The sequence below is a fragment of the Nocardiopsis aegyptia genome, from assembly GCF_013410755.1.
GTDB classification, from domain to species: Bacteria; Actinomycetota; Actinomycetes; order Streptosporangiales; family Streptosporangiaceae; genus Nocardiopsis; species Nocardiopsis aegyptia.
In genome coordinates this window covers 2,226,848-2,241,279 of sequence record NZ_JACCFS010000001.1, presented here as the reverse complement: position 1 = coordinate 2,241,279, position 14,432 = coordinate 2,226,848, and the positions used below count along the sequence as shown (strand labels likewise).

Here is a 14,432-nt window from a genome sequence, read left to right as displayed (position 1 = left end):
CCCGGAGGCGCGGGCCGGCGCGGCCGCCCGCCGCACCCGCCCTAGTCCTCGGGGTCGTTCTCCGGGTGGACCCAGCCGTTGGCCTCGCAGCCCTGGAGGCTCAGCGTCTGCTGCTGCATGACGGGCGCGAGCTCGCCCTCGCCCGGGCAGTCGACGTGGCCGTGGCCCAGGGTGTGCCCGACCTCGTGGTTGATCACGTAGATCCGGTAGGTCTCCAGGTCGTCCTCGAAGTCCTCGACGGCCGCCACCCACCGGTTCTGGTTGATGATGGCGCGGTTGCCGTTGGCGCAGGAGACGTACCCGTTGGTGTTCAGCGGCGCGCACAGCCGGTCGACGGTGTCCGGGGCGGCCAGCAGCACGCGGACGTCGGCGTCGTCGCCGTCCACCCGCTGCATCGAGCGCTCCCCGTCGTTGCCCCAGCTGCGGGGGTCGCCCAGGACCTGCTCGACGGCGGCGGCGAAGTCCTCCGCCTCACCCGGCAGCCCCTCCTCGACCTCCACGGTGAACGTCGTCAGCGGGCCCTCGCCCATGACGTCGCTCTCGCCCTCCACGACCGCCATGTCGCCGTCGGCGGAGTCGACCTCCTCCTCCACCGAGCGGAGCAGGACCGGGACCTCCTCCTCGGCCTCCTCGTCCCCGCCGTCCTCCTCCGCGGCGGCGGACGGCGCGGGCGCGGGCGCGGGACCGGGGCCGGGCGAGGACGGCTCCTGGCCGCGGCCCGAGGCACTGCTGCTCACATCGTCGTCGGGAGCCGTGCGCCGGTCGGACGCGGAGCCGTCGCCGCCGACGGGCAGGGACTCCGCGGCCTCCTCGGACGGGCCCAGCTCGGCCGGGGGCGCGGGCACGCTGACCATCAGGATGGCGGAAGCGCCGGACACCAGGCACAGACCGAGCGCGAGTCCCATGGGGTACCTGCGGGGTCGGCGGTGCCGAGCCGGCGGCTGAGCGGACTTGGGCACGAGGCGCAACCTCTCGACATCGGACGACGGACCCCAGCATGCCAGATGTCGCTTCACAGATCGTCCAAGGAAAGTCATCGGATCGGTGCGATCGTCGCCCCGCGCACGGAGAGCGCGGCATGTCACCCCCGCCCGGGACGGGTCCGGCACTCCGTCGCGACCGCGCAGAGATACCCTGCAACCGCACGTGAGACAACTGGGCTGCTGGGAGGCATGAGGTGCGCATCGCACGGTTCGCGGTCGGTGACGAGGTCGGATTCGGCCTAGTGGAGTCCGATTCCGACAGCGGCGAGGAATTCGTCGCCCGACTCACCGGGCATCCCCTGCTCGGCAACATCCAACTGACGGGGGAACGGGCGAAGCTTTCGGACGTGCGGCTGCTGTCACCGGTCCTGCCCACCAAGGTGGTGTGCATCGGCAAGAACTACGCCGACCACGTCGCGGAGATGCAGGGCGTCACGGGCGAGACCACCGACGAGCCGGTCGTCTTCCTCAAGCCCTCCACCGCCGTGTCCGGGCCGGGCGACCCCGTGTTCTACCCGCCCGTGTCCGAGCGCGTGGACTTCGAGGGCGAACTCGCCATCGTCATCTCCCGGCCGTGCCGCGAGGTGCCCCGCGAACGCGCCAAGGACGTCATCTTCGGCTACACGGTCGCCAACGACATCACCGCGCGCGACCTGCAGAAGTCGGACAAGCAGTGGACCCGCGCCAAGGGGTTCGACTCCTTCTGCCCGATCGGGCCGTGGATCACCACCGGCATGAGCGTCGAGGAGGCCCAGAACCTCGCCCTCACCACCACCGTCGACGGCGAGGTGCGCCAGCAGGGCAACACCTCGCAGTTCATCCACGACATCCCCGCGATCATCGCGTACGTGACCTCGTTCATGACGCTCCTGCCCGGCGACGTCGTCCTCACCGGGACCCCGGCCGGCGTCGGGCCGCTGGAGGTCGGGCAGGAGGTCTCGGTGACCGTGGAGGGTGTGGGCACCATCAGCAACCGCGTAGTGACCAGGGACTGACCCCACTCATCCTCGGCCCAGGGGGCCGGCGCCCCGCCGTTCCGGCGCCCGCCCCCGCGACCGGAAGGCTCCCACTCCCGTGAGCACCCCTCGCCGCAGCCCCTCGCCGTCGGCCCTCCTCTCCGCCGGCGCCATCGCCTTCGTGCTGGTGATCACCGCTGCGGTCCTGTGGGCCGTGACCAGTACCGACCCCGGAGAGACCGACCCCGGGGAGACCGACACCGGACAGGAGGGCTCCATGACCGCACCGCGCCGGGTGATGCTGGCAGGGGACTCGATGACCCAGGGCGCCAACGGCGACGTGACCTGGCGCTTCCACCTGTGGACCCACCTCTCCGAGCACGTGGGCGACGTGGACTTCGTCGGCCCCTACACCGACCCCGCCTCGCGGGACATGATCCTGCCGGTGCCCACCGAGCCGGAGGCCGACCCCAGCGCCCCCGAGGACGACGTGCCGGAGGCGACGGAGGGTGCCGACTGGCCCGGCCCCGACGGCGACCCGGACACCCCGGAGTACCGCGACCCCGAGTTCGACCAGGAGCACAACGCGCTGTGGGGCCGCACCCTCGGCGACGCCGCCGGCACGATCCGGGAGGAGGCGCGCGTCCACCGGCCCGACGTGCTGTGCGTCATGCTCGGCGTCAACGACCTGCTGTGGCCGGTCACCATGGACGAGATGGAGTACCGGCTGCGCGCGTACGTGACGGGCGCCCGGGAGGGCGAACCGCACGTGCGCGTGGTCCTGGCCGAGTCCCTGCCCATCGCCCTGGGCGCGACCGATGAGGGCTTCGCGCTGCGCCAGTACGCCTACAACGAACTCGTCCGCGAGGTGGCCGCCGACCTGAGCACCGAGGCGTCGCCCGTGGTGAGCCTGGACATCGCGGGAGCCGAGGACTGGGACGTGGCCGAGGACACCTATGACGGCACCCACCCCGACCCCGGCGGGGAGGTGAAGATCGCGGCGGCCTTCGCCGACGTCCTCGCCGCCGAGTTCGGCATGGGGGAGAGCTACCCGCGCCCGCTGCCCGCCCCGTCCTGACCCGGCGGTCCGCGCTGCCCTCCCGTCGCCCGCCACCACCCTCAACAGACGCCTGCGGCGCAGCGCTGCCTCTGCTCGGGTACCCGGCGCCGATACCCTGGGGCCCGTGACTGAGACTCCGATTCGTACCCGCTTCGCCCCGTCCCCCACCGGCATGTTCCATGTCGGCGGCGCCCGTTCCGCGCTCTTCAACTGGGCACTCGCGCAGCAGCGGCCCGACGGCCGCATGGTGTTGCGCGTGGAGGACACCGACGCCGCCCGCAACCGGCCCGAGTGGACCGAGGGCATCATCCGCGCGCTCGCCTGGCTCGGCATCGGCGCGGACGACCCGCACTTCGAGGGCCCCTACTTCCAGTCGGCCTACGCCGAGAAGCACCGTGAGACCGCGCAGGACCTGTTCAAGAACGGGCGCGCCTACTACTGCGACTGCACGCGCGAGATGGTCCAGGAGCGCCGCGACAACCCGAACCTGGGCTACGACGGCTTCTGCCGCGACCGCGGCCTGGAGCCCGGCCCCGGCCGGGCGCTGCGCTTCCGCGTGCCCGAGGGCGGCCCGACTGTCGTCGACGACCGGATCCGCGGCCGGGTGGAGTTCGACCACTCCGCCATCGAGGACTTCGTCATCGCGCGCGCCGACGGCTCTCCGCTGTTCGTCCTGGCCAACGTGGTCGACGACGTGGAGATGCGCATCACCCACGTCATCCGCGGCGAGGAGCACCTGTCCAACACCCCCAAGCAGCAGCTGCTGTGGGAGGCGCTGGGCCTGACCCCGCCGGTGTGGGCGCACCTGCCCGTCATCGTCAACGAGCAGCGCAAGAAGCTGTCCAAGCGCCGCGACAAGGTCGCCCTGGAGTCCTACCAGGAGGAGGGCTACCTCCCCGAGGCGATGGTCAACTACCTCATGCTGCTGGGCTGGGCGCCGGGCGACGACCGTGAGATCATGCCGTGGCCGGAGATGATGCCGCTGTTCCGGATCGAGGACGTCAACAGCTCCAGCGCGTTCTTCGACGAGAAGAAGCTGCGCGCCTTCAACGGGGACTACATCCGCGAGCTGTCCGTGGACGACTTCGTCGAGCGCTGCGCGCCGTGGCTGACCGGCGACGCCGTCCCGTGGGACCCGGCCGACTACGACGCGGAGGTCTTCCGCGCGGTGGCCCCGCTCGCGCAGAGCCGCGTGGCGCTGCTCAGCGAGATCGTGCCGAACGTGGACTTCCTCTTCCTCTCCGAGCCGGTGGAGGACGAGAAGAGCTGGAACAAGGCGATGAAGCCGGGCGTGGGCAAGGAGATGGTGGAGGCCGCCCTGGCGCGCTTCGCCGACCCGGAGCTGTCCTGGACGGCCGACGCTCTCAAGGCGGCGACCGAGGAGACGGGCGCCACGCTGGGGCTCAAGCTCGGCAAGGCACAGGCACCGGTGCGGGTCGCGGTCACCGGTCGCACGGTCGGGCTGCCGCTGTTCGAGTCGCTGGAGCTGCTCGGCCGTGAGCGCGTCCAGGCGCGCCTCACCGCCGCCCTGGAGAAGCTGCGCGCCCAGGAGGGCGCCGGCACCGCGGAGTAGGGGGAGCCGGGGCGGGGTGGCTGGTGGTGGCCGGGGCCACAGCCCGGCCACCCCGATTTCGGTTCGCGACCACTCCGATTGTCCGCTAGAGTTAACGACGTCGCCGAGGGGGACAGGGAAGCGAAAGCGACCGGTCCTCCCCAAGCACTGGGCTATGGTGTAATCGGCAGCACGACTGATTCTGGTTCAGTTAGTCTAGGTTCGAGTCCTGGTAGCCCAGCTGTTTCACTCCGGTGAAGCGTACGGATCCGATGATCCGTGGTCTGGCCCCCGTCGTCTAGTGGCCTAGGACGCCGCCCTCTCAAGGCGGTAACGGCGGTTCGAATCCGCTCGGGGGTACCAACAGGGAGAGGCTCCCACACCGTGGGAGCTTTCTTGCTGGTCAGTGCATGTCACTGATGTCCGGTTCGAGTGGGTTCCGCAGGTTTTGCGGGCACACCCGTACCAGTCCGGCCCCCGTCGTCTAGTGGCCTAGGACGCCGCCCTCTCAAGGCGGTAACGGCGGTTCGAATCCGCTCGGGGGTACAGATGAGGGCCCCACCGCTGTGCGGTGGGGCCCTTCGCCGTGTCCGGGTCGTCCGTGTCCGGGCCGGGGCCGTGCGGCGGTCAGCCCGGGGAGCCGCCGGTGTGTGCGGCCAGCGCCCCCAGTTCCTCCGCCCGCGCCCCCGACGACGCCAGCATGGCGACGAGCTGGTCGAGCAGCCAGTCGGCCAGGTCGTCGGCGGCCATGGTGCGCTCGTGGAGCCAGACCATCACCGCCGTCTCCACGGCCGAGATCCAGCAGCGCAGGGCCAGGACCAGCCGGGGCGAGGGCTCGGCGATGCCGACCCGCTCCAGGACCAGGCGGCGGACCGCCTCGCGCACCCGGTCGATCTCGGCCTCGGTCTCCTCCGTGGCCACCATCGACCCGCCGTTGAGCAGGGCCGCGTAGGCCGGGGCGTAGGAGTCGGCGAAGGCGATGAACGCGCGCAGGCCGAACCGCAGCTGGTCCAGGGGCGGCAGGTCCCGCGGGGGGACCAGTTGCGGCACGAGCTCGTCCATCGCCCGCTCCAGCGCCTCGCGGCGCAGCTCCGCCATGTTGGGGAAGTAGCGGTAGACCAGGGCCCGGGACACGTCCGCCTCCTCGGCGATCTCCTCCGGGGTGACCTCGCCCGGAGGACGGCGCGCGAAGACGAGCAGGGCCGTCCGGATGAGGTCCTCCCGGCGTTCCTGTGGCGCCATGCGGCGTGGCCGCCGCCCGGTGCCCGGCGCCTTCGCCGGACCCTCCGACCGTCGTCCCGCCCGCGCCAGGTGGGGATCGGTTCTGTGGGACACCACCGCGGTCATGACCTCCGTCAACGTGCCTGTGCCATCGGACTCCCGAACCTACCGCCTCGGCACGGGACTCACACGTCGAGGACGATCCGCTCCCCCTCTCCGGCACGGGAGACGCACAGGGCGAACTCCGCGCCGCGCGGCGAACCGCCCGTCGGCCGGTCCCGGTGCTCGGGTTCGCCCTCCAGGAGCCCCACCCGGCAGGTTCCGCAGAAACCCTGGCGGCAGGAGTAGGCGGTGCGCGGCCGCACCCGCCGGACCGCCTCCAGCGCCGACTCGTCGGCGGCGACCGGGACCACCGGGCCGTCCCGGCCCAACCGCACCTCGAAGGCGGCGCCGGCCGTGATCGGCGCGGGCGCGAAGCGTTCGGAGAAGAACGGCGTGCCCGGGGGGACGTGCCCGCGCAGGGCGTCGATCAGGGGCGCCGGACCGCAGACGTAGACCGCGGTCCCCTCGGCGAGCCCGCCCAGGATCCGGGCGGGGTCGGGAGGGCCGTACTCGTCGTCGGGGCGCACGGCCGTGTCGGCGCCCTCGGGGAGTTCGTCGACGAAGGGCATGCTCGCCCGCGAGCGGCCGGTGTACACGAGGCGGAACGGCGCCCGCGCGCGGTGCGCCGCCCACACCATCGGCAGGATCGGGGTGAGGCCGATGCCGCCCGCGACGAACAGGTAGCGCTCGGCGCGGGCGAACGGGAACGCGTTGCGCGGCCCGCGCAGCCCGAGCGTGTCGCCCTCGGCCAGGGCGTGGACCAGGGCGGACCCGGTGCCGCCGGGGACCCGGCGGACCGCGATCCGGTAGCGGTCGCGGTCCCGGGGGTCGCCGTTGAGCGAGTACTGGCGCACGACGCCGCCCGCCAGGACCACGTCCACGTGGTGGCCGGGCTGCCACGCGGGCAGCCGGTCCCCGGGGCGGTCCGGGACCAGGGTGAGCACGGCGACGTCCGGCACCGGCCGCTCCACGCGGGCCACGCGGACGCGCAGGTCACCGGCCGGCTCCGGGACGCGGTGACCCGGGGGCAGGCGCGCGGTGAGCGGTTCCACCGCCGAGGCGAGGCCCTGGAGCCCGAGCATGAGGCGGTCCGGTCCCGAGCGGCGGAACAGCGCGACCGGCGGGCGCGGGTGCGCGTAGCGGGCGGCGCTGTGCCTGACCCGGTCGCCCGTGGCCGACCCGTCGGGGGCACCGGCGTCCGCGGCGCCCCCGGTGTCCGCGGTGTCCCCGGTGTCCCCGGTGTCCCGGGCCTCCGGGCGGCCGGCGGCACCGGGACGGTCCGCGGCGCTCACTGGTCGCTCCCCGGAGCCGGGGCCGCGGCGGCCCGCTCGGCGGCCTCGGCCGCGCGGGCGGCGGGGGAGACGGCCAGGTAGGCGACCGCCTGGCTGGTGGACCCGTGCTGTGAGGGGTGGTAGCGGCAGCGCAGGTACTCCGGCACGGCGCGGGCCAGGCGCCCCAGGTGCGGGATCAGTCCGCGCCGGCCGTCGCGCAGTGCCCACGAGGCGCGCGGCCGTCGTCCGTCGACACGTCCCCGCAGGTAGGGGTCGTTGCGGAGGAGGAACGCGGTGCCGCGCACCCACAGGACGGCGAGCGCGGCCGCCGCGACGCCCATGGCCAGGGCGCGGCGGCGGTAGCCCCCGTCCACGTGCGTGTAGAGGTCGAAGGCGACCGACCGGTGCTCGACCTCCTCGGCGCCGTGCCAGCGCAGCAGGTCGAGCATGGTGGGGTCGGCGCCGGCCGCGTCCAGCTCCTCGGCGTCCAGCACCCACTGGCCGAGCACGGCGGTGTAGTGCTCGATCCCGGCGATGACGGCGAGCCGGGTGCGCAGCCAGGACTCGGCGCGGCGCCCGGTCAGCTCGCGGTCGCCGAGCACGACCCGGAACATCCAGGCGATCTGCTCGACGTAGGGGGTCGGGTCGAGCCCGTGGGCGTCCATGTGGTCGAGGACGCCCGCGTGCGCCTCGGCGTGGACGGCCTCCTGGCCGATGAAGCCCAGCACGTCCTCGCGGAGCCGGTCGTCGGTGATGAGGGGGACGGCCTGCTTGAAGACCTCGACGAACCAGCGTTCGCCCTCGGGCAGCAACAGGTGCAGGACGTTGATGACGTGGGTGGCGAAGGGTTCGCCGGGGATCCAGTGCAGGTCGAGCCGGCTCCAGTCGAACTCGACGTCGCGGGCGTTGAGGACGAGGCGGTCCGGTTCGTCTGGAGGTGGTTCGGCGGCGCCCGTGCGGACGGGTCCTGTGGTCATGGTCGGCCTCCTGGGGGTTTCGGCGGCGCGGGTGGGAGTGGAAGGGGCACGGGGGCCTCAGACGGGCGGGGCCACGCGGGCGGCGGCCCGGAGCGCGCGGGGACTGAGCCGGGACAGCAGCAGGCCCAGGTGCGCCTCGCCCGTGACCGGGAGGACCTCCGGGCCGTGCTGGAGGGCGTCCGCGATGCGCGCCGCCGCCTTCTCCGGCGTGTAGCCGCGCATCCGGTACAGGCGGTTGAGCCGGTCCTTCGCGGCGGAGGCCTCGCCCAGGCCGGACAGCCGTGCGCCGGAGATGATGCCGGTGTCCACGAGCCCGGGGCACACGGCGGTGACGCCGACGCCGTGGCCGGCGAGCTCACCGCGCAGGCTGCGGCTCAGCATGAGGACGGCCGCCTTGGTGGTGGCGTAGGCGCCGTAGACGCGGGAGGGCAGGTAGGCGGCGGCCGACGCGGTGTTGACGATGCGGCCGCCTCCGCCGGCGGCCACCATCATCGGGGCGAAGGCGCGGCAGCCGTGGACCACGCCCCACAGGTTGACGTCCACGACCCGCTCCCAGTCCTGCGCGGTCGTCTCCAGGAACGGCCCGGCCACGCCGATGCCGGCGTTGTTGACCACCAGGTCCGGGACGCCGTACTCCTCGCGCACCCATGCCGCGAGCCGGTCCGTCGCGGCGGCGTCGGTGACGTCCACCCGCCGGGCGGCGGCCCCCGGTGTGAGCAGGTCGGCGAGTTCGGCGGTGCGTTCGGCGGCGGGGCCGTTGACGTCCACGGCGACGACCCGGGCGCCGCGCTCGGCGAGTTCGAAGCACAGCGACCGGCCGATGCCGCTGCCCGCGCCGGTGACCACGGCGACCTGGCCGGCGAAGGCGCCGCCGTGCCGGCGGGCCTGCTGGGCGGTGAGCGCCCGCTCGGGGCGCCGGCGGCCGGACTCGACCTCGGCCACGAGGGCGCGCACACGGGCGGCCACGGCGGCCGGGCGGGAGCGCAGTGTCCAGTGCCCGCCGTGGAAGCGGTGGAAGCGCAGGTCGCGGACCCACCGGCCGGCATTGGACTGGATCTGGTCGACCATGAACGCGTCGTCCGTGGGCGCGAGGACCTGCACGGGCACGTCCGTGCGCCGCTCGACCGGCCGCAGGAGGCGCCGGGCCATGTTGGCGCGGTACAGCGCCAGGCCGTTGAGATAGTCCCGGGTGCCGCGCCGCGCGGGCGTGTGCGGGCCGCCGCCGATCCGTTCGAGGGCGGACAGGGCCAGGCCGCCGACCCCGGTCAGCCACGCGGCCTCGGGGACCACGGGCAGGTGGAAGAAGCCGATGTAGCCGGAGCGCACCGCCTGGCGCAGGGCGGCGCGGACTCCGTCGGGGCGGGTGCGCAGCCAGTGGCCCGCGTGGTCGAGGTCGGGGCCCGACACGGCGGTGTAGGAGGCGAACCGGTGGGCGTGCCGGGGTTCGGTGACCGCGTGCCAGGACTGGATGGCGCCCCAGTCGTGGCCGACCAGGTGCACGGGCGAGCCGGGGCTGACGGTGTCGGCCACGGTGACGATGTCGTCGGCGAGCTGGTCCAGCCGGTAGCCGGAGCGGTCGTCGGGGGCGGTGGAGTGCCCGGCGCCGCGCACGTCGAGGGTGACGACGCGGTGGTCGGCGGTGAACTCCGCCGCGAAGGCGTCCCAGACGGAGGAGTTGTCGGGGTAGCCGTGGACCAGCAGCAGGGTGGGGCCGTCGGGGTTCCCCGCGGTGCGGACGGCCAGGCGCTGCCCGTCCGAGGCGGTGACGTAGGTGTGGGGGCGGGTGCTCATCGGTTCTCCGGGCTGGTCGGGGCCTGGGCGTCCCACCGGCGCACGTGCGGCAGGTCGTCGTCGAGCCAGTGGGCGTCGTCCCCGGTGACGACGAGGATCTCCTCGAACTTCACGCCGATGTCGCGGAAGCCGATGTGGGGCTCCACCGCCCACAGGCCGGGGGTGGCGGGGTGGGCGGAGATGTCGCCGTCCGCCCACAGGGGCGAGCGGTGGTGCACGCGCTCCACGAGGAGGTCGCCGATGAGGGTCTGCAGGGAGCGGACACCGAAGCCCGCGACGACGGCCCGGGGCAGGCGTGAGCGCACCCTGCCGACCTGGTGGGCGATGACCCGGCCGGGGTAGACGCGGTGCCGGTTGTCGTACCCCTGGTCGCGGATGAGGCCGTCCACGGCCCGGTAGATGTCCTGGAGGGTGTCGCCCGCGCGCACGCGCTCGACGATGAGCCGCCGGTGCGCGCGCAGGTCGTCCATGAGGCGGTCGTGGAGGGCGTTCTCCCCGAGGTAGCCGGAGTAGCCGATGTCGGCGACGTACCCGTCCCGGACCGGGGCGCAGTCGAGGATGAACGGCATGCCCTCCTCCAGTCGGCGCCCGCTCGGGAAGAACTGGAGCGGGGTCCGGAAGCCGCGGAAGGCGGTGCGGTCGCCGAACCAGGCGAAGGGGGTGTGGAACCAGTCCTGGACCCCGTGCCCTTCGAGGTGGGCGCGGACGCGCCGGGCCGCCTCGCGTTCCGTGACGCCGGGTTCGAGGGTCGCCGCCACGTCCCCGGCGGCGCGGTAGGCGAGTTGTTGGAGGTCGCGAAAGCCGTCCAGATCGGCGTCCGTGGCCTCGGTCACATTCGTGTGAGACATGGTGTCATGTTAGACATCGTGTCAATAAGAGTCCATGGGTGCGTCCCTGTTTTCGCGGGGGCTGGTCCGGGGTGCTCCGCCATTCGGATACGCGGCACGGAAACGACAGAGGGCGGCACCCCGGAGTGGGGTGCCGCCTGTGGGTTGGTCGATACCGACCTCAGGGGCGCTCGGAGGCCCCGCAGCTCAGAGCTTCGGGAGTCCGGTGGTACTGGTCCTGCCCAGCGCGGAGAGACCGCCCAGTGCGGTGAACCGCCGCCACAGGTCCCGCGCGTCCTGCTTCAGCAGGGGCCCGACGATGAGAAGTTCGAGGAAGAGGCCGTGCAGGTCCGCGCCGTCCTCGGGGACCCCTTCACCACGAGCCCCGACGATCCGCCGACCGGTCCCCTTCGTCGCGAAGTCCGCCTCGAACATCCCGTAGCCGGTCCAGCTCCGGTGCAGGTGGAGCCGGTCGTCCTCGACCAGTGCGACCCACCTGTCCTCCATGGTCGGTGCCTCGAGTCCGTGCCGGATGCGTTCCCAGTCCTCGGCGCTCCACAGCCGGTCCGGCGGGGTCACCGGTCTCGGGCGGACGATGGGGTGCAGTTCCGGGAGGTCGGCTCGGGTCAGGGGTCCGGAGGGCATGCGGCGGATGCTAGCAGTGGGCGGGGCGGCTTTGCCTCGAGGGCGCGGGGAGGGGGCCGTGCGGCCTCGTCGGGTCTCAGGCCCCGTGCAGTGACTCGCTGATCTTCTCGGCGGCCGACATCACGGCCTGGGAGTGCATGCGTCCGGGGGAGCGGGTCAGACGCTCTATCGGGCCGGAGACCGACACGGCGGCGATGACGCGTCCGCCGGGGCCGGACACGGGCGCCGACACCGAGGCGACGCCCTGCTCGCGCTCGGCGACGCTCTGGGCCCAGCGGCGGCGGCGCACCTGGGCCAGTCCTGCGGCGGTGAACCGCGCGCCCACCAGGGAGCGGCGGATCCGGTCGGAGTCCTCCCACGCGAGCAGCACCTGCGCGGCGGACCCGGCGTTCATCGGCAGCTCACTGCCCACCGGGACGGTGTCCCGCAGGCCGCTGCTGCGCTCGGAGGCGGCCACGCACACGCGCGCGTCCCCCTGGCGGCGGTAGAGCTGCGCGCTCTCCCCGGTCAGGTCGCGCAGCTGGACCAGGACCGGCGCGGCGACGGCCAGCAGCCGGTCCTCGCCGGTGGCGATGGAGAGTTCGCCCAGGCGCGGTCCCAGCACGAACCGGCCCTGGCTGTCGCGGGTGACCATGCGGTGCCGCTCCAGGGCGACGGCCAGGCGGTGGGCCGTCGGGCGGGCCAGGCCGGTGATCTGCACCAGTTGCGCCAGGGATGCCGGTCCCGATTCCAGGGCGTCGAGAACGGACATCGTCTTGTCCAGGACACCGACGCCGCTGGATGAGCTAGAGTTGTCCATGGCTTGATATTGCCGTCTCGAAATGTGGAATGCAAGTCGACCCCCGCGCGGTCGGTGACGAGACGGGCCCGTGACGCAACGAGAGAGGCGAGCGCCCATGGCACGCACGATGGCCGAGAAGGTCTGGGAGGAGCACGTCGTCCGACGCGCCGACGGCGAGCCGGATCTGCTCTACATCGACCTCCACCTCGTTCACGAGGTGACCAGCCCGCAGGCCTTCGAGGGGCTGCGTCTGGCCGGACGGCCCGTGCGCCGCCCCGACCTGACCATCGCCACGGAGGACCACAACGTCCCCACGATGGACCTCCTCGCGCCCATCGCCGACCCCGTCTCCCGCAAGCAGGTCGAGACGCTGCGCAAGAACTGCTCCGACTTCGGCGTGCGCCTGCACCCCATGGGCGACATCGACCAGGGCGTCGTGCACGTGGTCGGCCCCCAGCTCGGCCTGACCCAGCCCGGTATGACCGTCGTCTGCGGCGACAGCCACACCAGCACCCACGGCGCGTTCGGCGCGCTCGCCTTCGGCATCGGCACCAGCCAGGTCGAGCACGTCCTGGCCACCCAGACGCTGGCGATGGCCCCCTTCAAGACCATGTCCGTCACCGTCAACGGGTCGCTCAAGCCGGGTGTCTCGGCCAAGGACATCATCCTCGCGGTCATCGCCAAGATCGGCACCGGCGGCGGCCAGGGCTACGTCATCGAGTACCGGGGCGAGGCCATCGAGGCCCTGTCCATGGAGGCCCGGATGACGGTGTGCAACATGTCCATCGAGGCGGGCGCCCGGGCCGGCATGATCGCGCCGGACCAGACCACGTTCGACTACATCGAGGGCCGCCCCCACGCTCCCAAGGGCGCGGACTTCGAGGCCGCCGTCGAGCACTGGAAGAGCCTGCGCACCGACGAGGGCGCCGAGTTCGACGCCGAGGTCGAGCTGGACGCCGACGAGCTCAGCCCCTTCGTCACCTGGGGCACCAACCCCGGCCAGGGCGTGTCCCTGGACTCCGTCGTGCCCGACCCCGCGTCCTACGAGGACCCCTCCGCGCGCGCCGCCGCCGAGAAGGCGCTGGCGTACATGGACCTCGAGGCCGGCACGCCGATGCGCGAGGTCAAGGTGGACACGGTCTTCCTCGGCTCGTGCACCAACGGCCGGATCGAGGACCTGCGCACCGCGGCCGAGATCATCCGCGGACGCAAGGTCGCCGACGGCGTGCGCATGCTCGTCGTGCCCGGCTCCATGCGGGTCAAGGAGCAGGCCAACGAGGAGGGCCTCGGCCGGATCTTCGAGGAGGCCGGCGCCGAGTGGCGCGAGGCGGGCTGCTCGATGTGCCTGGGTATGAACCCCGACCAGCTCAAGCCGGGCGAGCGCAGCGCCTCCACCTCCAACCGCAACTTCGAGGGCCGCCAGGGGCGCGGCGGACGCACCCACCTGGTGTCTCCGCAGGTCGCCGCCGCCACCGCGGTGCGCGGCACCCTGTCCTCGCCCGCCGACCTGGTCGCTCAGTAGCGTCCGACCCGTTAGGAGAGACCTCCCATGGAGAAATTCGACGTCCACACCGGTCGGGCCGTGCCGCTGCGCGCCAGCAACGTCGACACCGACCAGATCATCCCGGCCGTCTACCTCAAGCGGGTGAGCCGGACCGGGTTCGAGGACGGCCTGTTTGCCGAGTGGCGCAAGAGCGACCCGGACTTCGTACTGAACCGCCCGGAGTACCAGGGCGCGTCCGTGCTGGTGGCGGGCCCGGACTTCGGTACCGGCTCCTCGCGCGAGCACGCCGTGTGGGCCCTGCAGGACTACGGTTTCAAGACCGTGCTGTCGTCGCGCTTCGCCGACATCTTCCGTGGCAACTCGCTCAAGGGCGGTCTGCTGACCGTCCTGCTGCCCCAGGAGGTCATCGACCGGCTGTGGGCGGCCATCGAGGCCGACCCCGCCACCGAGGTGACCGTGGACCTGGTCGCCCGCGAGGTGCGCGCTCCCGGCGTCCGGGAGCCGTTCGAGCTGGACGACTACACGCGCTGGCGGCTGCTGGAGGGCCTGGACGACATCGCCCTCACGCTCCGCCACACCGACGAGATCGGGACCTTCGAGCAGACGCGCAAGCCCTGGATGCCGGTGACCCTGTAGGGCTCGGATCACGTTCTGGGACGGGATCGGGGGGTGATGTGACGCAGCACACCCGCCGGTCCCGAAATATTTTACCTTTACTTGGTGTGATCCCTCGCTTACGAGGTAACCACCCTTATGGTCGGC

General features: G+C 72.9%; 13 protein-coding genes and 3 tRNA genes. 8 read left to right on the top strand and 8 right to left on the bottom strand.

All coding sequences use genetic code 11. The annotated features are described in order from the left end of the window. Positions 1-41 precede the first annotated feature (41 nt). Positions 42-905, bottom strand: coding sequence for a DUF3152 domain-containing protein (locus HNR10_RS10040; RefSeq protein ID WP_179822635.1), 864 nt, complete (start codon positions 903-905; stop codon positions 42-44). Between the two features lie 272 nt (positions 906-1,177). Here HNR10_RS10040 and HNR10_RS10035 point away from each other — a divergent pair, with 272 nt between their 5' ends. From HNR10_RS10035 to HNR10_RS10010, 6 genes are all read left to right on the top strand, one after another. Then, positions 1,178-1,978, top strand: a complete 801-nt coding sequence (locus tag HNR10_RS10035; protein WP_179822634.1) for a fumarylacetoacetate hydrolase family protein — start codon at positions 1,178-1,180, stop codon at positions 1,976-1,978. Between the two features lie 79 nt (positions 1,979-2,057). Further along, on the top strand, positions 2,058-3,017 hold the full coding sequence (locus HNR10_RS10030; protein ID WP_179822632.1) for a GDSL-type esterase/lipase family protein: 960 nt from the start codon (positions 2,058-2,060) through the stop codon (positions 3,015-3,017). Positions 3,018-3,123: 106 nt separating this feature from the next. Continuing rightward, positions 3,124-4,572 (top strand): glutamate--tRNA ligase, encoded by a 1,449-nt coding sequence (gltX, locus tag HNR10_RS10025; RefSeq protein ID WP_179822630.1) that lies wholly within the window; start codon positions 3,124-3,126, stop codon positions 4,570-4,572. 148 nt (positions 4,573-4,720) lie between these two features. Then, positions 4,721-4,792, top strand: a tRNA-Gln gene (locus HNR10_RS10020). A 46-nt stretch (positions 4,793-4,838) separates the two neighbouring features. Then, positions 4,839-4,914, top strand: a tRNA-Glu gene (locus HNR10_RS10015). 110 nt (positions 4,915-5,024) lie between these two features. Next, positions 5,025-5,097 (top strand) — tRNA-Glu (locus HNR10_RS10010). Between the two features lie 81 nt (positions 5,098-5,178). On the opposite strand, the gene HNR10_RS10005 is transcribed toward HNR10_RS10010, so the two are convergent. From HNR10_RS10005 to HNR10_RS09975, 7 genes are all read right to left on the bottom strand, one after another. Then, positions 5,179-5,793 (bottom strand): TetR/AcrR family transcriptional regulator, encoded by a 615-nt coding sequence (locus HNR10_RS10005; RefSeq protein WP_179822629.1) that lies wholly within the window; start codon positions 5,791-5,793, stop codon positions 5,179-5,181. 164 nt (positions 5,794-5,957) lie between these two features. Next, positions 5,958-7,166: a PDR/VanB family oxidoreductase gene (locus tag HNR10_RS10000; RefSeq protein ID WP_376769746.1), complete on the bottom strand. Its 1,209-nt coding sequence runs from the start codon at positions 7,164-7,166 to the stop codon at positions 5,958-5,960. Next, a complete protein-coding gene (locus HNR10_RS09995; RefSeq protein ID WP_179822627.1) occupies positions 7,163-8,122 on the bottom strand; it encodes a metal-dependent hydrolase in 960 nt (319 codons plus the stop codon). Before HNR10_RS09995 ends, HNR10_RS10000 begins: the two co-directional genes overlap by 4 nt. A gap of 57 nt (positions 8,123-8,179) precedes the next feature. Then, the gene (locus HNR10_RS09990; RefSeq protein ID WP_179822625.1) at positions 8,180-9,913 is read right to left on the bottom strand and encodes an SDR family oxidoreductase; all 1,734 of its coding nucleotides are present in this window, start codon (positions 9,911-9,913) and stop codon (positions 8,180-8,182) included. Beyond that, the gene (locus HNR10_RS09985; RefSeq protein WP_179822624.1) at positions 9,910-10,761 is read right to left on the bottom strand and encodes a M24 family metallopeptidase; all 852 of its coding nucleotides are present in this window, start codon (positions 10,759-10,761) and stop codon (positions 9,910-9,912) included. The genes HNR10_RS09990 and HNR10_RS09985 overlap by 4 nt, the downstream gene beginning before the upstream one ends. Before the next feature lie 186 nt (positions 10,762-10,947). Next, positions 10,948-11,385, bottom strand: coding sequence for a hypothetical protein (locus HNR10_RS09980; protein WP_179822622.1), 438 nt, complete (start codon positions 11,383-11,385; stop codon positions 10,948-10,950). A gap of 76 nt (positions 11,386-11,461) precedes the next feature. Further along, a complete protein-coding gene (locus HNR10_RS09975) occupies positions 11,462-12,136 on the bottom strand; it encodes an IclR family transcriptional regulator (RefSeq protein ID WP_053616073.1) in 675 nt (224 codons plus the stop codon). Positions 12,137-12,281: 145 nt separating this feature from the next. On the opposite strand from HNR10_RS09975, the gene leuC reads away from it, so the two are divergent. Together leuC and leuD are read left to right on the top strand one after the other, a co-directional pair. Beyond that, entirely contained in the window at positions 12,282-13,688 is a 1,407-nt protein-coding gene (leuC, locus tag HNR10_RS09970; protein ID WP_179822618.1) for a 3-isopropylmalate dehydratase large subunit, read from the top strand. 27 nt (positions 13,689-13,715) lie between these two features. Then, positions 13,716-14,306: a 3-isopropylmalate dehydratase small subunit gene (gene leuD / locus HNR10_RS09965; RefSeq protein WP_179822617.1), complete on the top strand. Its 591-nt coding sequence runs from the start codon at positions 13,716-13,718 to the stop codon at positions 14,304-14,306. The last annotated feature ends 126 nt before the right edge of the window (positions 14,307-14,432 follow it).

What these genes read in the sequence shown, in the direction of transcription:
- HNR10_RS10005 (WP_179822629.1), bottom strand. Translation starts at nt 5,793, where the DNA reads ATGGCGCCACAGGAACGCCGGGAGGACCTCATCCGGACGGCCCTGCTC.
- HNR10_RS09990 (WP_179822625.1), bottom strand. Translation starts at nt 9,913, where the DNA reads ATGAGCACCCGCCCCCACACCTACGTCACCGCCTCGGACGGGCAGCGC.
- HNR10_RS09980 (WP_179822622.1), bottom strand. Translation starts at nt 11,385, where the DNA reads ATGCCCTCCGGACCCCTGACCCGAGCCGACCTCCCGGAACTGCACCCC.
- leuC (WP_179822618.1), top strand. Translation starts at nt 12,282, where the DNA reads ATGGCACGCACGATGGCCGAGAAGGTCTGGGAGGAGCACGTCGTCCGA.
- leuD (WP_179822617.1), top strand. Translation starts at nt 13,716, where the DNA reads ATGGAGAAATTCGACGTCCACACCGGTCGGGCCGTGCCGCTGCGCGCC.
- HNR10_RS09985 (WP_179822624.1), bottom strand. Translation starts at nt 10,761, where the DNA reads ATGTCTCACACGAATGTGACCGAGGCCACGGACGCCGATCTGGACGGC.
- HNR10_RS09975 (WP_053616073.1), bottom strand. Translation starts at nt 12,136, where the DNA reads ATGTCCGTTCTCGACGCCCTGGAATCGGGACCGGCATCCCTGGCGCAA.
- HNR10_RS10040 (WP_179822635.1), bottom strand. Translation starts at nt 905, where the DNA reads ATGGGACTCGCGCTCGGTCTGTGCCTGGTGTCCGGCGCTTCCGCCATC.
- HNR10_RS09995 (WP_179822627.1), bottom strand. Translation starts at nt 8,122, where the DNA reads ATGACCACAGGACCCGTCCGCACGGGCGCCGCCGAACCACCTCCAGAC.